General features: G+C 60.3%; 18 protein-coding genes. 5 read left to right on the plus strand and 13 right to left on the minus strand.

What is annotated here, in order from left to right:
• Positions 1-2: 2 nt before the first annotated feature.
• Complete coding sequence (locus PFLQ2_RS15510; RefSeq protein WP_003181200.1) at positions 3-503, plus strand: GNAT family N-acetyltransferase; 501 nt, start codon at positions 3-5, stop codon at positions 501-503.
• A 119-nt stretch (positions 504-622) separates the two neighbouring features.
• Here the strand turns inward: PFLQ2_RS15510 and PFLQ2_RS15505 are convergent, their stop codons facing one another.
• Together PFLQ2_RS15505 and PFLQ2_RS30450 are read right to left on the minus strand one after the other, a co-directional pair.
• Entirely contained in the window at positions 623-2,362 is a 1,740-nt protein-coding gene (locus PFLQ2_RS15505; RefSeq protein WP_003181202.1) for a phosphoethanolamine transferase CptA, read from the minus strand.
• A gap of 278 nt (positions 2,363-2,640) precedes the next feature.
• A complete protein-coding gene (locus PFLQ2_RS30450) occupies positions 2,641-2,814 on the minus strand; it encodes a DUF6026 family protein (RefSeq protein ID WP_172680601.1) in 174 nt (57 codons plus the stop codon).
• 247 nt (positions 2,815-3,061) lie between these two features.
• Between PFLQ2_RS30450 and gnd the strand changes: the two genes are divergently transcribed.
• Genes gnd through PFLQ2_RS15490 form a run of 3 tightly spaced genes read left to right on the plus strand, consistent with a single transcriptional unit; the run spans position 3,062 to position 6,401 of the window.
• The gene (gene gnd / locus PFLQ2_RS15500; RefSeq protein ID WP_225970875.1) at positions 3,062-4,066 is read left to right on the plus strand and encodes a phosphogluconate dehydrogenase (NAD(+)-dependent, decarboxylating); all 1,005 of its coding nucleotides are present in this window, start codon (positions 3,062-3,064) and stop codon (positions 4,064-4,066) included.
• The gene (gene zwf, locus PFLQ2_RS15495) at positions 4,063-5,583 is read left to right on the plus strand and encodes a glucose-6-phosphate dehydrogenase (RefSeq protein WP_003181207.1); all 1,521 of its coding nucleotides are present in this window, start codon (positions 4,063-4,065) and stop codon (positions 5,581-5,583) included. The genes gnd and zwf overlap by 4 nt, the downstream gene beginning before the upstream one ends.
• Positions 5,580-6,401 (plus strand): Cof-type HAD-IIB family hydrolase, encoded by an 822-nt coding sequence (locus PFLQ2_RS15490; protein WP_003181210.1) that lies wholly within the window; start codon positions 5,580-5,582, stop codon positions 6,399-6,401. The genes zwf and PFLQ2_RS15490 overlap by 4 nt, the downstream gene beginning before the upstream one ends.
• Positions 6,402-6,564: 163 nt before the next feature.
• On the opposite strand, the gene nhaB is transcribed toward PFLQ2_RS15490, so the two are convergent.
• The 3 genes from nhaB to PFLQ2_RS15475 all read right to left on the minus strand — a co-directional run bounded on the left by nhaB (position 6,565) and on the right by PFLQ2_RS15475 (position 9,902).
• Positions 6,565-8,067: a sodium/proton antiporter NhaB gene (gene nhaB, locus PFLQ2_RS15485; protein ID WP_003181212.1), complete on the minus strand. Its 1,503-nt coding sequence runs from the start codon at positions 8,065-8,067 to the stop codon at positions 6,565-6,567.
• A gap of 94 nt (positions 8,068-8,161) precedes the next feature.
• Positions 8,162-9,451, minus strand: coding sequence for a delta-60 repeat domain-containing protein (locus tag PFLQ2_RS15480; protein ID WP_003181213.1), 1,290 nt, complete (start codon positions 9,449-9,451; stop codon positions 8,162-8,164).
• Positions 9,452-9,635: 184 nt separating this feature from the next.
• Positions 9,636-9,902, minus strand: a complete 267-nt coding sequence (locus tag PFLQ2_RS15475) for a hypothetical protein (protein ID WP_003181216.1) — start codon at positions 9,900-9,902, stop codon at positions 9,636-9,638.
• A gap of 341 nt (positions 9,903-10,243) precedes the next feature.
• On the opposite strand from PFLQ2_RS15475, the gene PFLQ2_RS15470 reads away from it, so the two are divergent.
• Positions 10,244-11,569, plus strand: a complete 1,326-nt coding sequence (locus tag PFLQ2_RS15470) for a sigma-54 dependent transcriptional regulator (protein WP_003181218.1) — start codon at positions 10,244-10,246, stop codon at positions 11,567-11,569.
• Between the two features lie 157 nt (positions 11,570-11,726).
• Here PFLQ2_RS15470 and PFLQ2_RS15465 read toward each other — a convergent pair whose 3' ends face one another.
• The 8 genes from PFLQ2_RS15465 to pnuC all read right to left on the minus strand — a co-directional run bounded on the left by PFLQ2_RS15465 (position 11,727) and on the right by pnuC (position 18,268).
• A complete protein-coding gene (locus PFLQ2_RS15465) occupies positions 11,727-13,010 on the minus strand; it encodes a transporter (RefSeq protein ID WP_033045991.1) in 1,284 nt (427 codons plus the stop codon).
• Between the two features lie 46 nt (positions 13,011-13,056).
• Entirely contained in the window at positions 13,057-13,803 is a 747-nt protein-coding gene (locus tag PFLQ2_RS15460; protein WP_003181222.1) for a hypothetical protein, read from the minus strand.
• 60 nt (positions 13,804-13,863) lie between these two features.
• Positions 13,864-14,544, minus strand: a complete 681-nt coding sequence (locus PFLQ2_RS15455; protein ID WP_003181223.1) for a C39 family peptidase — start codon at positions 14,542-14,544, stop codon at positions 13,864-13,866.
• Positions 14,545-14,778: 234 nt separating this feature from the next.
• Positions 14,779-15,768 carry a hypothetical protein gene (locus PFLQ2_RS15450; RefSeq protein WP_003181228.1) on the minus strand — a complete coding sequence of 330 codons (990 nt, stop codon included), beginning with the start codon at positions 15,766-15,768 and terminating at the stop codon, positions 14,779-14,781.
• Between the two features lie 63 nt (positions 15,769-15,831).
• Positions 15,832-16,410 (minus strand): hypothetical protein, encoded by a 579-nt coding sequence (locus PFLQ2_RS15445; RefSeq protein WP_003181230.1) that lies wholly within the window; start codon positions 16,408-16,410, stop codon positions 15,832-15,834.
• A 1-nt stretch (position 16,411) separates the two neighbouring features.
• Entirely contained in the window at positions 16,412-16,858 is a 447-nt protein-coding gene (locus PFLQ2_RS15440) for a hypothetical protein (RefSeq protein WP_003181232.1), read from the minus strand.
• 325 nt (positions 16,859-17,183) lie between these two features.
• Complete coding sequence (locus PFLQ2_RS15435; RefSeq protein ID WP_003181234.1) at positions 17,184-17,708, minus strand: AAA family ATPase; 525 nt, start codon at positions 17,706-17,708, stop codon at positions 17,184-17,186.
• On the minus strand, positions 17,705-18,268 hold the full coding sequence (gene pnuC, locus PFLQ2_RS15430; protein WP_003181236.1) for a nicotinamide riboside transporter PnuC: 564 nt from the start codon (positions 18,266-18,268) through the stop codon (positions 17,705-17,707). Before pnuC ends, PFLQ2_RS15435 begins: the two co-directional genes overlap by 4 nt.
• Between the last annotated feature and the right edge of the window lie 35 nt (positions 18,269-18,303).

The raw sequence follows: 18,303 nt of genomic DNA on the forward strand, positions 1-18,303 counted from the left end.
TCATGGAAGAAGCCAGGGATGTCCTGGTACTGCAAGCCAGCTACAGCAATCCGGTCCACGCTGAAGCGATCTGTCATGTGCTCAACGCCTATGCCGAGGATCCGATGGGGGGCGGTCATTCGCTGCCCGCTGAGGTGCTGCTGCACCTGCCCGAGGAATTGGCCAAGCGCCCCCATGCATTCAGCGTACTGGCGTTCGTCAACGGCGAACCGGCCGGGCTGGTCAATTGTTTCGAAGGATTTTCAACGTTCGCCTGCCGGCCGCTGGTCAATATCCACGACGTGGCGGTAATAAAGGAATTTCGTGGGCTCGGGTTGAGCCAGAAGATGCTGCAGAAGGTTGAGGACATTGCCCGCCAGCGCGGTTGCTGCAAGATCACTCTCGAGGTGCTCGAAGGCAATGCCGTGGCCCAGGCCAGCTATGCCAAGTTCGGCTTTGCCGCCGGCATGTTTGACCCCGCCCACGGGCGTATGCAGTTCTGGATCAAGCCCCTTCAGGCGTGATGCTGTTCAATCGGGTGTTGTTGGAATGACTGGCGCGGGAGCAAGCTCCCTCGCCATAAATTCCCTAGATCCCTAGCCGCTCAGCATTGCCTGTAGAAGCGGGGCGCCTATCGATTTCGTTACTTCTGTACGACTTCAGCCACCGGCGCCTTGGGCTTCATCAGGCTGAAATCGATCAGCCCTTTGTGCTGGCTTTCGTACGGGTTGCCGATCAACAGCGGCCGTGCCTTGAAGTCTTTGCTGACCAGGCTCTTGCTGCGATCCAACTCATCGAAACTCAGGCCCGCCAAGTCTGCCCAGGTATGGATCAGTTGGGAGCTGCTGTAGGGCCGTGACAGATCGCCGGCAAAGCTCCAGTCGTGGGTTTCGCGCCACTTGGGCGAAGCCCAGGCCATGAACGGGATGGTGTACATCGGCGCGGTCGGCTTGGCTTCGTTGCGGCCCAGGGTGCTGTGGCCCACCGAGTCGAAGACATCCTCCCCATGGTCCGACAGGTACAGCAGGAAACCATTGGGGTCGCTCTTGGCGTAATCCTTGATCAGGCTGGAGACCACGAAGTCGTTGTACAGCACGGCGTTATCGTAGCTGTTGTAGGTCGGGACCTGATCGTCGCGCAGGCCCGCCGGTACGCCCTGGCGGTCGGTGAACTTGTCGAAGGTCGGCGGATACCGGTACTGATAGCTCATGTGGGTACCGAGCAGGTGCACCACGATCAGTTTGCGCGGTGCGCTGTCGGCCAAGGCCTTGTTGAACGGCTCGATCACATCGCCATCGTACTGGGCGGCGTTCTGGTTGCGGTTGTTGTTCAGGTACACCTGTTCATCGGCCTGCTGGGAGAAGGTCGTGAGCATGGTGTTGCGCTTGGTCATGGTCTGCTGGTTGGTGATCCAGAAGGTCTTGTAGCCCGCCTGTTTCATCATGCTGACCAGCGATGGCGTGCTCAAGTACAGGTCTGGGTTCTCTTCGTCAGCGAACGTCAGCACTTGCTGCAACGCTTCGATGGTGTAGGGGCGCGGTGTGATGACATTGTCAAAAACCGACAGTTGGTCCTTGAGCTTGTCCAGTTCCGGCGTGGTTTCCCTCGGGTACCCATAAAGGCTCATGCGCTGGCGGTTGGTGGATTCGCCGATGACCAGTACCAAAGTGGCTGGCTGGTCAGCCATGGTGTCCTTGAGATTGCGCAGCGGCGCGATGTTGCTGGCGCTATGGAGCATGCCCTGCATGTTTTCCAACTGCTCACCGTAGCGACGATAGGCCACCAGCATCTGCCATGGCACCGCCGGCTCGATGCGATCTTCGAACTTCTCGAGGCCTCCGGCGAAGCTGCCGGTACGCTGGGTCTGCTTGATCAGCGGATAACCGACCACCGCCAGCACAATGGCGGCTGCCGCTACCAGGGCCTGGCCACGTGGCAAGTAAACCGGGCGAACCCGAGTCCACAGCAAATAGCCGACAACGGTATGGGCCAGGAACGCGGCGACCATCCACCAGGCAAAATATTGCGTCAGGTACTCGCCCGCTTCAGACACGTTCGATTCGAACATGATGAAGATGACGCTCTGGGAAAATTCCTGCTGGTAAATGAAGAAGTAGCCCAGGCTGGCCATGGAGCAAGCCCACAGCACGATGCCGATCAGGGCGGCGAGCAGGCGGGTGCGGGCGGGGAAGAGCAGCAGGGGCGCGAGCCACACCGCACTCATCACGAACGCTTGGCGAAACCCCGTGAAGCCGGACGTGTCACTCAGCAGGATGAGCAGTTGGGTGATGCCCGAGAAATACCAGAAAAACAGAAAAAGCCAGCAAAGTCCGGCCCAGTCGAAACCTTTCGCAGTCGTTTTGCTGCGTTTGAACAAACTCATCAAGCGCTCCAGCCTCAATCGACGCAGCAGCCGGCACCGGATTGGTGACCGCAGGCCCGCGCCGAGCAACCTTAAAGGTTGCGAGTATCACGATTGGGGTGTGAAAACTTTGTGAGTTTTTCGGTTATAAAACGCTGGCTTGAGTGCGAAAGCACCTGAGGCTCGGGAGTTTGCTCCTGCTGGGGCGAGCAGCGGCCCCAGGTTTTTGCGGTTGCTGCGCAACCGAGTGGGAGCAAGCCCCCTCGCCACAGATATTGCTTGCCATGCTGCGGGCGCGTTTACCGCGCCACAGCCTGGCCTTGGTGGGGGAGTTGTGCGTGTTGCAATTGCATGCGCAACTGCATCACTTCATCGAGCAGCAGATCACGTTCTTCCTTGAGAAGGCGCAATTCGTCGCGACGAATGGTCACATAAAGGGTTTGGGGAGGACGTGCGGTAACGACAGGGCCCATTGCTCACCTCGCAAATGGCTACATCAACTATAGAGATGCCGCCAGGTTTTGGTCGACACCTCTACTATCGGCGCCGATTCTGATTTCTTTTGCTTGTGATTGGAACTTTTTATTTTCATGGTCGCTGTGTCTTCGGCCGGATCTTGAGCGTTATCCCTTGTGATCGCTCGAATTACCCGGAAACTATGTCGCAATGCTCTGGACTAACCTCCAACTGTCGTTTGAGCTAAACCTTTGACTTACCTTTATTTGTAGTAGGGAGCATCAGCACATGCAACTCGGGATCATCGGACTGGGCCGCATGGGCGGCAATATTGCGCGGCGCCTGATGCTCAATGGGCACACCACCGTCGTCTATGACCGCAATGCCGCTTTCGTCGAAAACCTGAGCCAGGAGGGCGCGACAGGCGTCGCGGACCTGCCGGCGCTGGTCGCCGGCCTGGAGAAACCGCGGGCGGTCTGGGTGATGCTGCCGGCCGGCGCACCCACCGAAGACACCATCAATGTCCTCAGCGATCTGCTTGAGCCGGGGGATGTGATCATTGATGGCGGTAATACGTATTACAAGGACGACATCCGACGCGCCCAGGCCCTGTCGGAAAAAGGCCTGAGCTACATCGACGTTGGCACTTCCGGCGGCGTTTGGGGCCTGGAGCGTGGCTATTGCATGATGATCGGTGGCGACACCGACGTGGTGAAACGCCTGGATCCGCTGTTCGACAGCCTGGCGCCGGGCATGGGCGACATTCCGCGCACCCGCGACCGCAAATCGGACGATGACCGTGCCGAACGTGGTTATATTCACGCCGGGCCGGCAGGCTCCGGGCATTTCGTGAAGATGATCCATAACGGTATCGAATACGGGATGATGCAGGCCTTTGCCGAGGGTTTTGACATCCTCAAGACCAAATCCAGCGAAAGCCTGCCGCCGGAACAGCGTTTCGACCTGAACGTGGCCGACATCGCCGAAGTCTGGCGCCGTGGCAGCGTGGTTTCATCCTGGTTGCTGGACTTGACCGCCGACGCACTGGCCAGCGATCCGAAACTGGACGGCTTTTCCGGCGAAGTCGCCGACAGCGGTGAAGGGCGCTGGACCATCGAGGCCGCCATCGAACAAGCGGTGCCGGTCCCGGTACTTTCCAGCTCGCTCTTCGCCCGTTTCCGTTCCCGCCAGCAAAGCACCTACGGCGACAAAATGCTCTCGGCGATGCGCTTTGGCTTCGGCGGCCATGTGGAGACGCCGAAAAAATGACCTCGATCGCCAGCAAATCCAAGGCAGAACCCGCGCCGCCGACCACGTTGTTCCTGTTCGGCGCCCATGGCGATCTGGTCAAGCGCCTGCTGATGCCGGCGCTCTACCACCTCAGTCGTGACGGTCTGTTGGGCGATGGGCTGCAGATCATCGGTGTCGACCACAACGCCATCAGCGACGTGGACTTTGCCAGGAAACTCGAGGACTTCATCCGCAACGAAGCGGCGAGCAAGGGCGGCGATGCCGACCGCGCGCTCGATCCGGTGCTGTGGGCCAAATTGGCCCGGGGCATCAGCTACGTCCAGGGTGACTTTCTCGATGACAGCACCTACCAGGCGCTGGCGGCTAAAATCGCCGCCAGCGGCACCGGCAACGCGGTGTTCTACCTGGCCACCGCGCCGCGCTTTTTCAGTGAAGTGGTCAGCCGCCTCGGCGCGGCCGGGCTGCTTCAAGAGCAGGAGGATGCTTTCCGGCGGGTAGTGATCGAGAAGCCGTTCGGCTCCGACCTGCACACTGCCGAAGCATTGAATACCTGCTTGCTCAAAGTAATGAGCGAAAAACAGATCTATCGGATCGACCATTACCTGGGCAAGGAGACGGTGCAGAACATTCTCGTCAGCCGTTTCTCCAACAGCCTGTTCGAGGCGTTCTGGAACAATCACTACATCGACCACGTACAAATCACCGCCGCCGAAACCGTCGGTGTGGAGACCCGTGGCAGTTTTTATGAGCACACCGGCGCCCTGCGGGACATGGTGCCCAACCATCTCTTCCAATTGTTGGCGATGGTGGCCATGGAGCCGCCGGCCGCATTTGGCGCAGACGCGGTACGCGGGGAAAAAGCCAAGGTGGTGGGGGCGATTCGGCCCTGGTCGGTGGAACAGGCTCGTGCCAATTCGATACGCGGCCAGTACACCGCCGGCGAAGTCGCGGGTAAACCGGTCAGCGGCTATCGCGAGGAAGCCAACGTGGCCGCCGACAGCAGCACCGAAACCTACGTGGCCCTGAAGGTCATGATCGACAACTGGCGTTGGGTGGGCGTGCCGTTCTACCTGCGCACCGGCAAACGCATGAGCGTGCGGGATACGGAAATCGTCATCTGCTTCAAGCCGGCACCTTACGCGCAGTTTCGCGACACCGAAGTCAACGAATTGCAACCGACCTACTTGAGAATCCAGATTCAGCCCAATGAAGGCATGTGGTTCGACTTACTGGCCAAGCGGCCGGGGCCGGCCCTGGACATGGCCAATATCGAATTGGGTTTTGCCTACAAGGACTTCTTCGAAATGCAGCCGTCCACCGGTTACGAAACCCTTATCTACGATTGCCTGACCGGTGATCAGACGCTGTTCCAGCGCGCCGACAACATTGAAAACGGCTGGCGTGCGGTGCAGCCGTTCCTCGATGCCTGGCAGCAGGACGCCACGGTCCAGCCGTATAGCGCCGGAGAAGACGGCCCGTCGAGCGCCAATGATTTGCTGACACGCGACGGTCGCGTCTGGCATGGCCTGGGATGAGCGATCTGTTGAAACAGCCCATCCGCTTTTTGCTCAGTGACATGGACGGCACCCTGCTGCTGCCCGATCACAGCCTGAACCAGCGCACCATCGAAGCCGTGCGTTCGCTGCGCGAGGCCGGCGTGTTGTTCAGCCTCGCCACCGGGCGCCCGCCTCGGGCGATGCTGCAGCAGATCGAGGCCTTGGGCGTCGACCTGCCTACGGCCGCGTTCAATGGTGGCACGCTGGTACACCCGGACGGCAGCTTCCTGGCGGTTCATTACCTGCCGCCCGAGGCGGCCCTGGCCACGCTGGCGCTGTACGCCGACCAGCCAGGCATCGAGGTGTGGGTCTTTGCCGATGGCGATTGGCTGGTCCGTGACGCCAACGGTCCCATGGTGCCGGTGGAAACCCGTGGCCTGGGCTATCCGCCGGTGCAGGTGGAGAGTTTCGAGCCTTACCTGGACCGTATCGACAAGATCGTCGCCACCAGCGCCAACACGGATTTGTTGGTGGAGCTGGAGGCTCGGTTGCATCCGCTGCTCAAGGGCCAGGCCCAAGTGTCACGTTCGCAGCCGATCTACCTGGACGTCACGGCGATGAAAGCCAACAAGGGCGAAGCGCTGTCGACCCTGGCGGCATTCCTGGAGGTGCCGCTGGAACAGACGGCCGCCATGGGCGACGGCGGTAACGACCCGGCGATGTTCCATCGCGCGGGCTTGTCGATTGCCATGGGGCAGGCGGAGGAGGCGATCAAGCGTCAGGCCGACGTGATTACCGCAGCCAACACCGAAGATGGTGCGGCCCTGGCGATCGAGCGATACATCCTGCCACGCTGACCCTGGCTCTTGTGGCGAGGGCGCTTGCTCCCGCTGGGCTGCGCAGCAGCCCTGGCCCTTCGATCTGAATCAGCATCAGGTATCGCAGGCTGTCTTGAGGGGCGCTTCGCGCCCCAGCGGGAGCAAGCTCCCTCGCCACGGGGTTTCGCTCAGCCCAGCATTTCTATAGCCAGTACGTCACCGCATACCACCCCAAGCCGCCCATCACCACGGTGTAGGGCACCGCCATCCAGACCATCCGGCCATAGGACAGGCGAATCAGCGGGGCAATTGCCGAAGTCAGCAAGAACAGGAAAGCGGCCTGGCCGTTGGGCGTGGCGACGCTGGGCAGGTTGGTGCCTGTGTTGATGGCCACCGCCAAGGTCTCGAACTGTTCGCGGCTCATGTGTCCGGAAACAAAGGCTTGCTTGACTTCGGTGATGTAGATGGTTGCCACGAAGACGTTGTCGCTGATGGCCGACAGCAGGCCGTTGGCGATGAACAACATGCCCGGTTGCTGATCGGCGGGCAGGGCCAGGACCCATTGGATAAGCGGTGTGAACAGCTGCTGATCATGAATGACCGCGACCACGGCAAAAAACACCACCAGCAACGCAGTGAATGGCATGGCGTCCTTGAACGCAGTGCCGAGCCGGTGCTCGTCGGTGATTCCGGTGAACGCGGTGATCAACACAATGACCATCAGGCCGATCAGGCCGACTTCAGCAATGTGCAGGGCCAGGCCAACGATCAGAATCAGCGCGGCGATGCCCTGTACGATCAGGGCCGCGCGTTGGCGTGAGGTGCGTTCGCGATTATCTTGCTCGGCATAATCAGCCAGCACGGCGCGAACATTGTCCGGCAACAGCGTGCCATAGCCGAACCAACGCAATTTTTCCAGAATCACACAGGTCGCCAGCCCAGCCACCAGCACCGGTAGCGAGACGGGTGCGACTTTCAGGAAGAAATCCGCGAAATGCCAACCCATCTCATGGCCGATCAGCAGGTTCTGCGGTTCGCCTACCAGGGTGCATACGCCGCCCAGGGCCGTACCTACGGCGCCGTGCATCAGCAGGCTGCGCAGGAATGCCCGGAACTGATCCAGGTCGGCATGGTGCAACGATGGTAATTCATGATCTTCATCGACGCTGCTGTCCAGACGTGGGTCGTTGCCCGACGCTACGCGGTGATACACCGCATAAAATCCCACCGCAGCGCTGATAATCACCGCTGTGACGGTCAGGGCATCGAGGAACGCCGACAGGAACGCCGACAGGAAGCAGAACATCAAGGCCAGCAATGCCTTGGAGCGCACGCCCAACAGCAGACGCGAGAACAGGAACAGCAGCAGGTCCTTCATGAAGTAGATCCCTGCCACCATGAACATCAGCAGCAGGATGACCGGGAAGTTGTGCAGCAGTTCGTCGTACAGCGCCTTGGGCGTGGTCATGCCCAACACCAGGGCCTCGATCAGCAGCAGCCCGCCGGGCATCAAGGGGTAGCACTTGAGGGCCATGGCCAGGGTGAAAATAAACTCCACGACCAATAGCCAGCCGGCAGCGACGGGCCCCACAGCCCATAGCACCACGGCATTGAGAATTAGGAAACTGATGATGCACGCCTTGTACCAGCGCGGGGAATGCCCCAGAAAGTTGTGCGCGAACGCTTGAGCCATTGAACCGGGCATTGGCTGCTCCTTTTAATTAGAAGCGCGCAAGTTGCCGTAAGAAATGGGGAATATCAAGCGTAGGAATGAATACCGGTTTCCCTGGCAATCCGGCTCAGGCCCAGTATCGCGTGACCACTGCACGGTAATGGCCATGAAGCGAGTAACCCCCCACCAGGATTTTTCCGTCGGCCTGCACGGCCAAGGCGGTCGCGGTGTCCAGGCTGTAGCCGAGCCGAGTACGGACCCAGCCGGCACCCTGGCCGAATTTCACGTCGAGGCTGGCGTCCGGCAGATGCCGGGCAAGTACGAAATCGGCCTCGATGCCGCCGATGGTGGCCCCGGCGCTCAGGAGCTTACCGTCCGGTTGGGCGAGGGCCGCGGTCCACTGGCTGCAGGAGTGGCCGATTTTCAGCAGGTGGCACTGGCCCTCGTTGTCATGACGGTCGGGTTTGCCGTCCGGGCGGACTTTCAGGGACAGGGCGTGCATCGGGTCGCGGCTGCTGCCGAACGCCTGCAAATCACCGTTCCTGTGCTGAACGATCTGGTTGATCATGGCGCTGTGGCCCTGGGCCTGGATTGACACGAACCCGTCCTCACCGAAGCCCTCATCGAGTTTGCCCCAGGGGTCATAGCGGGCCAGCAAGCCTTGCTGGGGCAAGTCAATGGAGCCACCTACGACAATGTTGCCGTCGGCCTGGAGCGCCAGGCAGCCCAGCCAGGTATTTTTCAGCAGGCGCCGGACCATCACGAACCCGCGACCGTTGAACGAGTCATCCAGTGTTCCGTCGGGCAAGAGCCGGATCAGAACGCCGACATGGTCGCAAAATTGGTAGTGATGGTTGGCGAGCAAGAGAATTCGGCCATCGTCTTGTACGCGTATGTCGCAGGCTTCAAGGCCGGGTATGCCAGGCGGTAGCCAGCAATCGCGCAGGCCTCGGGAAAGGTTGCCGCAGAGTCGGACGACCTGTCGGCCGCCATGACCGAAATGCGGGACGAGACGGCCCCGAGAATCGAACAGTGCCAGGGCGGGGAAGGTGTGGTCGCTGTTCTCATAGTGGAGCCCGGACAGCAGGATATGCCCATCGGGCAATTCAATGACCTTGGCTGCCGTTGCTTCGGAATCGTTTTCGAACGAGCCGATCACGCAACCGCACGTTCCGAAGTCCGGATCGATCGAACCGTCCAGGTTGAGCCGCGCAAGCCCGAATCGGCTGCCGTCGACCGTCTCGACCCGGGCGGCGAGCAGGATTCGTCCGCTGCGGTCGACGGTCAGCCCGGTGGTCAGGCTCGAGGAATGCTCGGCGAAACATACCCAGGCCTTGCCCTTATCGGCAAACCCCGGGTCGAGTTGCCCAGCGTGGGCCGCAGCCCGTGGGAGCGCAAACGCGAATTGATCGGGCATGCATGCCTCTCCTTGCGCGTCGACCGGCCCAGTGGGGCGACGACTGCATGAGGGCAACATTCAATCCCTGAATATGGAAACGCACAACTGTCATGCTATGCAGAATCAGGGACGATTCGTGCCATAACAATGGCTTTGCGATCCACTGCCAAGCCTGCAATCAATAGCAGGCGTTAGCGATGCGTTATTCAGGCATGGACCAGGATTGCAACTTGTAGCCTTCCTGGCTCAGTTCGGCGCGGGCCTGTTTCAACAAGTTGGCCAGTTGGGCCGGGTCGGTATAGGCGCTGCTAGGGATCTGAGTGCGGCCAATATGCGTATTGGTGCGGTCGATGACGGTCAGGCTGAGTTCACCGTTGCCGTCTTGTGGAGCCCAGGCCACGCATTGGAAAGGACGAAATGCGCGGTCGGCAATCAAAAGAGCTTCGTTGATACGGAGCGGGGCGTTCATGGCGTTATCTCTTAAATATGCCCAATCAAATGATGTGCCGTCGGTTGGGCGTACCGTGCGGCTGGTTACTTGTACTGATGTCCCCAACAGGGGGGCAGGTCACACATTCTTTAAATAAATTTCGATTTTCTTTCAGACCCGCCTCTCGGGCTTTTGTTTGAAAGCGTCATGAAAGAGTTCCAATAAACACCGTCTCATTAAGTGCCGCTTATAACCGCTTTGACGCGGTTCCAATAATCAATTGATACAAGAGGGTGTCAACTTCTTGCTACTGTTAGATGCAGGTCTGCCAAACGACTGTTTCTAATCATATTTCCTTATTTTGGCGCCAAGGATCAGTCATGATCGAAGCCAGTACGTCACGTCGTCTGCTCGTGGTAGATCCTTGCGACGATTGTTATCGCCTATTGCCGGGTCTGCGCACTGTCGGTTGGGATGTGGACAGTTGCTCCCTTGAACATGCCAACGACCGCTCCTGCGACGTCGGCCTCCTGCGGTTACAGCCCTTTCATCTGGAGCGCCCGGAGGCCGTCAAAGAGTTGATCAGCCGCAGCGGAACCGAATGGATCGCCGTGCTCAGCCAGGAGGTGCTTCGCCTGCAAAACGTAGGCGATTTCGTCTGTGAATGGTTTTTTGACTTTCACACGCTGCCTTTTGACGTGTCTCGGGTCCAGGTGACGCTGGGCCGGGCGTTCGGCATGGCGCGCCTGAGGGGGCAAGGCTCGATTCATATCGACCAGCCCGAACATGAATTGCTGGGCGACAGCAAGCCGATCCGCGAGCTGCGCAAACTGTTGAGCAAGCTAGCGCCTGCGGAATCGCCGGTATTGATTCGCGGCGAGAGCGGCACCGGCAAGGAACTGGTGGCGCGTACGCTGCATTACCAGTCGCACCGGCGCAACAAGCCGTTCATTGCGATCAACTGTGGCGCCATCCCGGAGCATCTGATCCAGTCCGAATTATTCGGCCATGAGAAGGGCGCCTTCACCGGGGCTCACCAGCGCAAGGTTGGGCGGATCGAGGCGGCCAACGGCGGCACCCTGTTCCTGGACGAAATAGGTGACCTGCCGTTGGAGTTGCAAGCCAACCTGCTGCGCTTCTTACAAGAAAAACACATCGAGCGGGTCGGAAGCAGCCAGCCGATTGCGGTCGATGTGCGAATACTGGCGGCCACCCACGTCGACCTGGAAGCAGCCATCGAGAACAAGCGTTTTCGGGAAGACTTGTACTACCGCTTGAACGTGCTGCAGGTGGTCATGGCCCCTTTGCGTGAGCGCCACGGCGACCTGGCGATGCTTGCCAGCCACTTCTCCCACTTCTATAGCCAGGAGACCGGTCGTCGGCCCCGCAGTTTCAGCGAGGATGCGCTGGTGGCGATGGGGATGCACGATTGGCCGGGCAATGTGCGGGAACTGGCCAACCGTGTCCGTCGCGGGTTGGTGTTGGCTGAAGGGCGACAGATCGAAGCCCGGGACCTTGGCCTGGCCAGCCACCAGGGCGTTGTCGCACCGATGGGTACCCTCGAAGACTACAAGACCCGTGCCGAGCGCCAGGCATTGAGCGATGTGCTCAACCGCCACAGCGACAACCTGAGCGTGGCGGCCAGGGTGCTGGGCGTGTCCCGGCCGACGTTCTATCGGCTGTTGCATAAACATCAGATTCGCTAGACCAGCCAATACAAAACTCAGCTGTGGGAGCGGGCTTGCTCGCGAAAGCGTGGGGTCAGGTTAATCAATACGACTGACATACCGCCTTCGCGAGCAAGCCCGCTCCCACAAATATTTGCAGCGTCCTAGAGACATGCATCGCATATCCCTTGATCCATCAGAAGTAATACGGAAACTTCAGGCTAAAGGTGAAATCCGGCGCATCATCAGTCAAGCCGATGGACAGGTTGGGCACGATGGTCAGGTTGTCGGTGGCGGCGACGGTCATGCCGATGTTGAAGTAACCGGCGTTGGCGTCGCTGGAAACCACCGATTCCCAATCCCCACCGTCCTGTTTGAGCTTGCTCTTTTTTTGGATCAGGTCGGAAACCGAGAACGACATGCTCATCTTCTCGTTCAAGGCGAAAGCAATCCCGCCGCCGATCTGGAAGCTGTCGCCGATCCGCACCTTGCCCGGGGTTTTTTGGTTGACCGTCGAACTGATGTCGTCGAACGATTCTTCCAGGTTATGGGTATAGGAAAGGGTGCCGAACAACACGGCCGGATCGAAGGTCTTGACCAGTGAGAGCCCGGGCGTGATCGACCAGACGCCGTTGCCGGTGGGCAGGTCCTCAGGCACGAACAGGTTGGTGTTGGCCTGGGATTGGCGCAGCTTGATGCCGAACGGGTCCTTGCCGGTTGGCGCCTTGACACGCAGGGTGACCACTGCGTCCGGGGTGTTGACCGATTCGTCCATGAACTTGTAGGCGATGCCGAAGTTGACGTCGCCGATGGTGGGGTCGCGGGTGACGATTTCTTCACTGGTCACGCCAGCAGCGCCGTTATTGGCACCACCGGACTGATACGTGGACTCGCGGTAGACCACCGGCACGTTGAGGTCGAACTGCCAGCGATTGTCGAAGTTATAGCGCCCGGTGAGGTCCAGGGTCCAGGTATCGGCCTTGATCCGGTCAAGATTGATATTGCCCAGGAAAATCGAATCCAGGGCCAGGAAGCCGTTGAGAATCAGTTGTCGCGTGTCGTAGCGTGAGTAGGTCACGCCGGTCTCGAAGCTGAACTTGCCACCGCCGAAGAAACCGCTGGCCTCGTCATAGAGGTTGGAAACGCTCTGGGCCGGTTGCGAGTCATCGGCCAGGGACTGCCCATAGCCGCTGCCGCCGGTCGTTGCCGCGCCAGCACCCGCCACGGTCTGGCTGCCTTTCATGTCCGCCGGGGATTTGGCCAGGCGCTTGGGAGGCGGGCTGGCGGGCTGGTCCTCGACCTGGCGAACTCGCTGTTCGAGCACCGCCAGGGCTTTCTGCTGGACCTCGTATCGTTGCTTGAGCTCGAGGAGTTCCTGTTTCAGGGCCTCGATGTCGGCGTCCGGTGCTGCTTGCAGCACGGCCGCCGGGAACAACGTGGTTAGACACATCACAGCGCGCAACGATACGGATCGATACATGAAATATGTCGTCCTGAATTGCCCAATGATCGGAAATCAGCGTAGTTCAATAACCGAGGTTTCGGAGGCCTCTTAGTTGATTAAGGTTGCAGTCCAGCGCGCCGGCGCTGGGGCCGTTATTGTTCAGCACCACGTTGAGTTGGGTCATGTTGCTGACCAGGTTGCTGTTGCCCAGCAGGCGGGTGTTTTGCAGCAGGCCGCCCTGGGCGACTTGTTGGAGGGCGCTGCCCTGGTTGTGACTGGCCTGGATGGCCATTTGCACGCCGTTGCCCGTGGCGGTGACCGCGACGCTGCCGGCGGCGTTGCTGCCGGTGATGGTCTGGCCCTGGGTCAGCAATTGGCCTTGGGAGGGTGTCAGCGCCGGGGCCTGGCTGCTTTCCTTCACATTGATGGCCACATTGTTGTAGGCACTGTTGCCGTCTCCCGCCGCGCGTACGCTCTGGGTTACGCCTTGGCTCGAACCCAGGCCTGCACCGCCGGTGATGTTGCCGCTGCCCTGTTCCGGAACGCTGCCGTTGCCGGTCTGCTGGATGGTCGAGACGTAGAACTCGGGTTTGACGGTAGCCGCCTGGATCTGCATGGCGCTGGTGGCGCCGATCAAGTCGCCGCTGGCGTTGCGCCAGGTGCTGCTCATGACGATCCCGAAGCTGATGACGCGTCCGGGCATGACATAACGACCGCGCAGCTCGGCAAGCTCCTGGTCCTTGACTTCGATAGGTTTGAATCCGGCATGGGCATAGCCCGAGGCAGTCGCCGCCAGGCAGGCGAGCGACAGCCAGTATGAAGTTCTCATGTACTGCTCCCGGAGCGTCCTGCTCCTTTTTTGTACTTATTGTTGGCAGTGAGTCGGCGATTAAAAAAAGTCGCTCTGTATGAAGCCGAAATCCATCAGTTCCGCATCCCTGACCGGGTTGAACCCGTCCAGTTTGTTGCGTGCCGTCAGCGGTTGAGGCGGGCTGCGCAACGCATTGGTCTTGTCATAACCCGGGCCGACGATGGCAAAGACGATGCCATTCCAGCCTTTTACGAAATCATCATGGGTGTAGCGCTTGTGGCCCAGCACCGGGTCGCCGATGTAGACCCACTGCTTGTCGGCCCGCTGCAACACCACAAAATGTTTGTAGCCGCGTATCTCCATCAGGACCACGACCGGAATCGTCACCGCTTCGAGTTTTTCGGGCGGTATCCGGTAGCCCCGGGCGCGCATGCCGATGGTTTCCACGTAGCGCTTCATATCCAGCATGGAAAACCCTTGGGTGCGGACCAGGTGCTGGTCGGCATTGACCAGCATGCCCTTGATGACGTGTTCTTCATCGACGTCCAGCCAATAGGCCTGGCGCAGCACCGTGGCCAGCGCGGCGGCGCCGCAACTGAAATCGGTTTTCTGCTCGACGATGTCGCTGAACTTGCGCTCACGTACGCTTTGCACCGGTTTGTAGACCAGCATGCCGCCTGGCAGGGCAGCGACGGGCATCTGCGCGGCTTCAGCTACGCAAGCCATGCAGAGCAGCAGGGAAAGGGCAGTCGCACGCATGATCGAAACGCCTGATGGACATCCGGGAAAAAAGCCCCTTTTGCAGGCAATGTCCGTTAGTCAACGGTTGAGGTGAATCCGTGGCGAGGGAGCTTGCTCCCGCTTGAGTGCGAAGCACTCATGAACAATGGGTCTGCTTCGCAGCCCAGCGGGAGCAAGCTCCCTCGCCACAAGATTCATCCAAGCCTTGAGTGAACAGCATTTACCCGTTTCCGGGGCTTCGTTTCAGCGCGCCTACATGCAAGCCTTGCAACCGGCAGCGATGGACAGCGAATTGCTCTGCTGGTTACCCACGCCTGCCGACACGTTGGCGCCGCCGTTACCGGAGAAGCCGTTCATGGAATTGCTCATGGTGGCGTTGTTGATCACAGGGTTTTTCCAACCGTCGCGGGTCAGCACCTGCTGAGTGTTGCTGCCGGCCAGTTCGAAAGTACCCACGGCGGAGAACTTGAACTTGTCGTCATCGTGACCACCACCGTAGCCGCCGCCTTTGTTGTCCCAGCCGCCATGGTTGTCGTCTTCGGCGGTACCGGTGCCTTTGGCCTTGAAGGTGCCGGAGGCGCTGTAGGTGCTGGTGAGCGTGTCGGTCTTGTAGGTCCGCACGCCTTTGTTGTCGACCTGAAGGCCGGTGGAGGACTGGTCAGCTGCGGCAGAGGCTTGTGCGACACGGCCCCCGGAGACGGCGATGGCCAGGTTGTTTTTCTGTTGGTTGAAGTTGCCGGCGGTCACGTTGATGCCGATGTTGCCGGAGCCGCTGTTGCCCGCATTGGTCAGCGAGGCGTTGTTTTGCGTCGAGTTGTTTTTAACGTAGTTGTTGTTATTGACTTGCGTAGCGCTGGAAGCCGCGACAGCCGAGCCGAAGATGAAGCTTTCGTCTGCGGTGGCCAGGGCGGCGGCGTTGTCCTGCTGGTTACCGTCGCCGCCTGCGACGTTGGCGCCCATGTTGCCATTGCTGCTATTGAGCGAGTCTTTTGCTTCTGCGGTGTTTTTGGTGGCCTGGTTGGTCACCACGTTGCCGTCGCTGTTCTGCTCATCCAGCACCGTGGCCCCAGCGCCGGCACTGATTGAAAGCAGTTGGTCCAGGGTCGGTCCTTGCTGATGGCCATTGTTGCCATGGCCGTGACCGTTGCCGTGACCGTTGTCATTTCCGCCAGCCTGTGCAGCCATTGCCATGACCGCGGCGAGGGCGAAAACCAATGGTTTGAGTGCCATTGTAGGTTTCATGGTGTTTCTCCTTGCGTGTCGTTGGTTAAGTGTCAGTACTTTCTTATGCTTGCGGTGCCCGGGTCAGTCAGCGACCCGGATGCTCAGGGTGTTAGCCATGCGGTTCCCCACCCCTGCACTCTGGTTCACCTGGATGACCCCTCGGCTGCCGGTGAAAGCCTGGTCGCTGGTAACGACCTGGCGGCCGCCAGTTGGGGCGCCAGTTGCGCCTGAGTTCGGTAACAGCGCCACGTTCTGTTGCGACAAGGCGCTGTCGTCAATGCTCTGCGGCTGGGCACTGATGCCCACCCGCATGACATTGGCCATTTGATTGTTGGCGCCGGCGGACTGGTTGACGCCCAAGACCCCGTTGCCATTGGAAAATGAATTGCCGCCGATGCGGGCCGTCGCGTTCATGGCCGGATTGGCCGGGGTGTCGAGGCGCTGCTGCACCTGGGTGGCGGCCTGGGCCTGGGTGCCAATGGCGATAGCCCGGGTGTTGGTCTGCTGGGTCTGGTCGCCAGCCGCCTGGTTGACGTTGAAGTTACCGGTGTATTGGCCGCCGGAATTCTGCAAATTGGCGTTATTGACCACCGCCACACCTGGATCGGCGAAGGCAACGGCGGGGCCGAGCAGGGCGAGTAGCAACAGGGCTGGCTGCATGTCACTGCCCTCCCGCGAGCCGACCCAATGGGGCCAGCCCTGAACTCAACGAGCGGTTGATGGTGCCGGAAATCGCGCCACCGCTGCCGCCGCCATGCCCGGCGCCCATGCCGGGCATGCCGTTGGGGTTGGTGACGACGTTCAGGCCCTGGACGCTGGTGTTCGGGGTGACGGTGTTGCGGATCGACGAGCCGCTGGCAACGCTGGCGAATTCGCCGTCGCTCAGTTCGGTGCTGGTGGTCGCCTGATGGATTCGTTCGGAAGGGTTGGCATTGACGGTAGTCGGGTAGGGGTCTTTGCCGCCGTTGCGACCGATGGGAATGGGTTGCACATCACGGTTGAGCACAATGACGCCATTGCCTTCGGCGTGTACCGGCAGGCTGAGCACCCCACTGGCGGCGCAGCCAACCATCAGCAAACAGGACACACTTTTCTGGAAAGTCCCCACGGCATCGATTCCTTCTTCTGCGGGCTGGGCTTTGGTCCAGCGTTGCGAATCGGGAGAGAGCAGATGTCGTGCCGGTTTTTAGAAAGCCTTTGGAATCAGCGGCTTGTAATTCATGGACAGGCTGTAGGGCAAAATCTGTTTCATTGTTGAAACAGGGCATTGAGTCGCCGGTCGCCTGCAAGCCATCCCCGCGCTCTGGATCCAGGCTTTTAAGCACCTGTATCAGGAACGTGACAATCTTGATGGCATTTTGGCGAAGGGGCTTTGGATCCGGGTTTCACTCGGCAGCGTTGTTTCAGCGATGAAACAGCTGACACGGGGACAGTCAGGTTTCGAGCAGCCGGGCCACGGCCGCGAACACCTGGGCCTGCCGACGACCCCAATCCCCTCCGACCACTTGAAATGGCTGCCGGTGATGAACCAGCCAACCCTCGATGGCCTGAAAAAACTTCAGCCGTTGCTCAAGTTCGGGCTGGCAGCGCAGGCCGTCACCGGTCCATTCGACCTGTTCGGGGCTCAGCAGCAAGTGCAGGTCATAATGGCGCGCCAGCAAGGCCGGTTCGAGCCAGCTCGGGCAATCTCCGAACAAGGTCTGGCTCCAGAGGATATTACTCAGCAGGTGCGTATCGAGGATCAGCAACGACGGCCGAGCAGCGCGAGCGGCGTCCTCCCAGGCCAGTTGGCCGCTGGCGATTTCGGTGATGTCGCCCAGGCAGGTATCGCGCGGATTTTGCTCCATGAAGTAGCGAACGTATTCATCGACCCGCAAGCCGCCGAAGTGCTCCTGCAATTGCGCCGCGAGCCAGCTCTTGCCGCTGGACTCCGGGCCGGTCAGCACCACTACCTTCATGTGCGCAGCGCCGGGTCGGCGCGCCATTCCCGCCAGCCTTGTACCGCCAGCAAGGTAAACAGGGCGTACAGCGCGGCGGTCAGATACAAGCCCTTGTAGACGAACAGGCCGACAAAGATCAGGTCCAGGGCGATCCACAGCGGCCAGCATTGCACGCGCTTCTGTGCCATCCACCACTGGGCCACGAGGCTGAAACCGGTCAGGGCCGCGTCGAGCCAGGGCTGCGCGGCATCGGTCCAGTGCGCCATGGCGGCGCCCAGCAGCAGGCTGCCTGCAGCCCCGACGGCCAGGCCAAGCAACACCGACGGCCCGCCCAGGCGTGAAACCTGTCGTCCCTGATGATCGTGCCCTGCGCGTGTCCATTGCCACCAGCCGTAGAGTTGCAACACGGCATAGATCACCTGCAACAGCATGTCCGAGTACAGCTTCACTTCGAAGAAAATCCAGCTGTACAGCAGCACCATGACCAGGCCGATCGGCCAGCACCAGGGGTTCTGCTTGACGGTCAGCCAGACAGCGATCACGCCGAGGGCTGCGGCAAACAGTTCAAGCCCGGACATGGCGGTTCCTTGGGGAAGTCGGAGAGGGCGGGGAT

Source organism: Pseudomonas fluorescens Q2-87 (genome assembly GCF_000281895.1).
Classification (GTDB): domain Bacteria; phylum Pseudomonadota; class Gammaproteobacteria; order Pseudomonadales; family Pseudomonadaceae; genus Aquipseudomonas; species Aquipseudomonas fluorescens_S.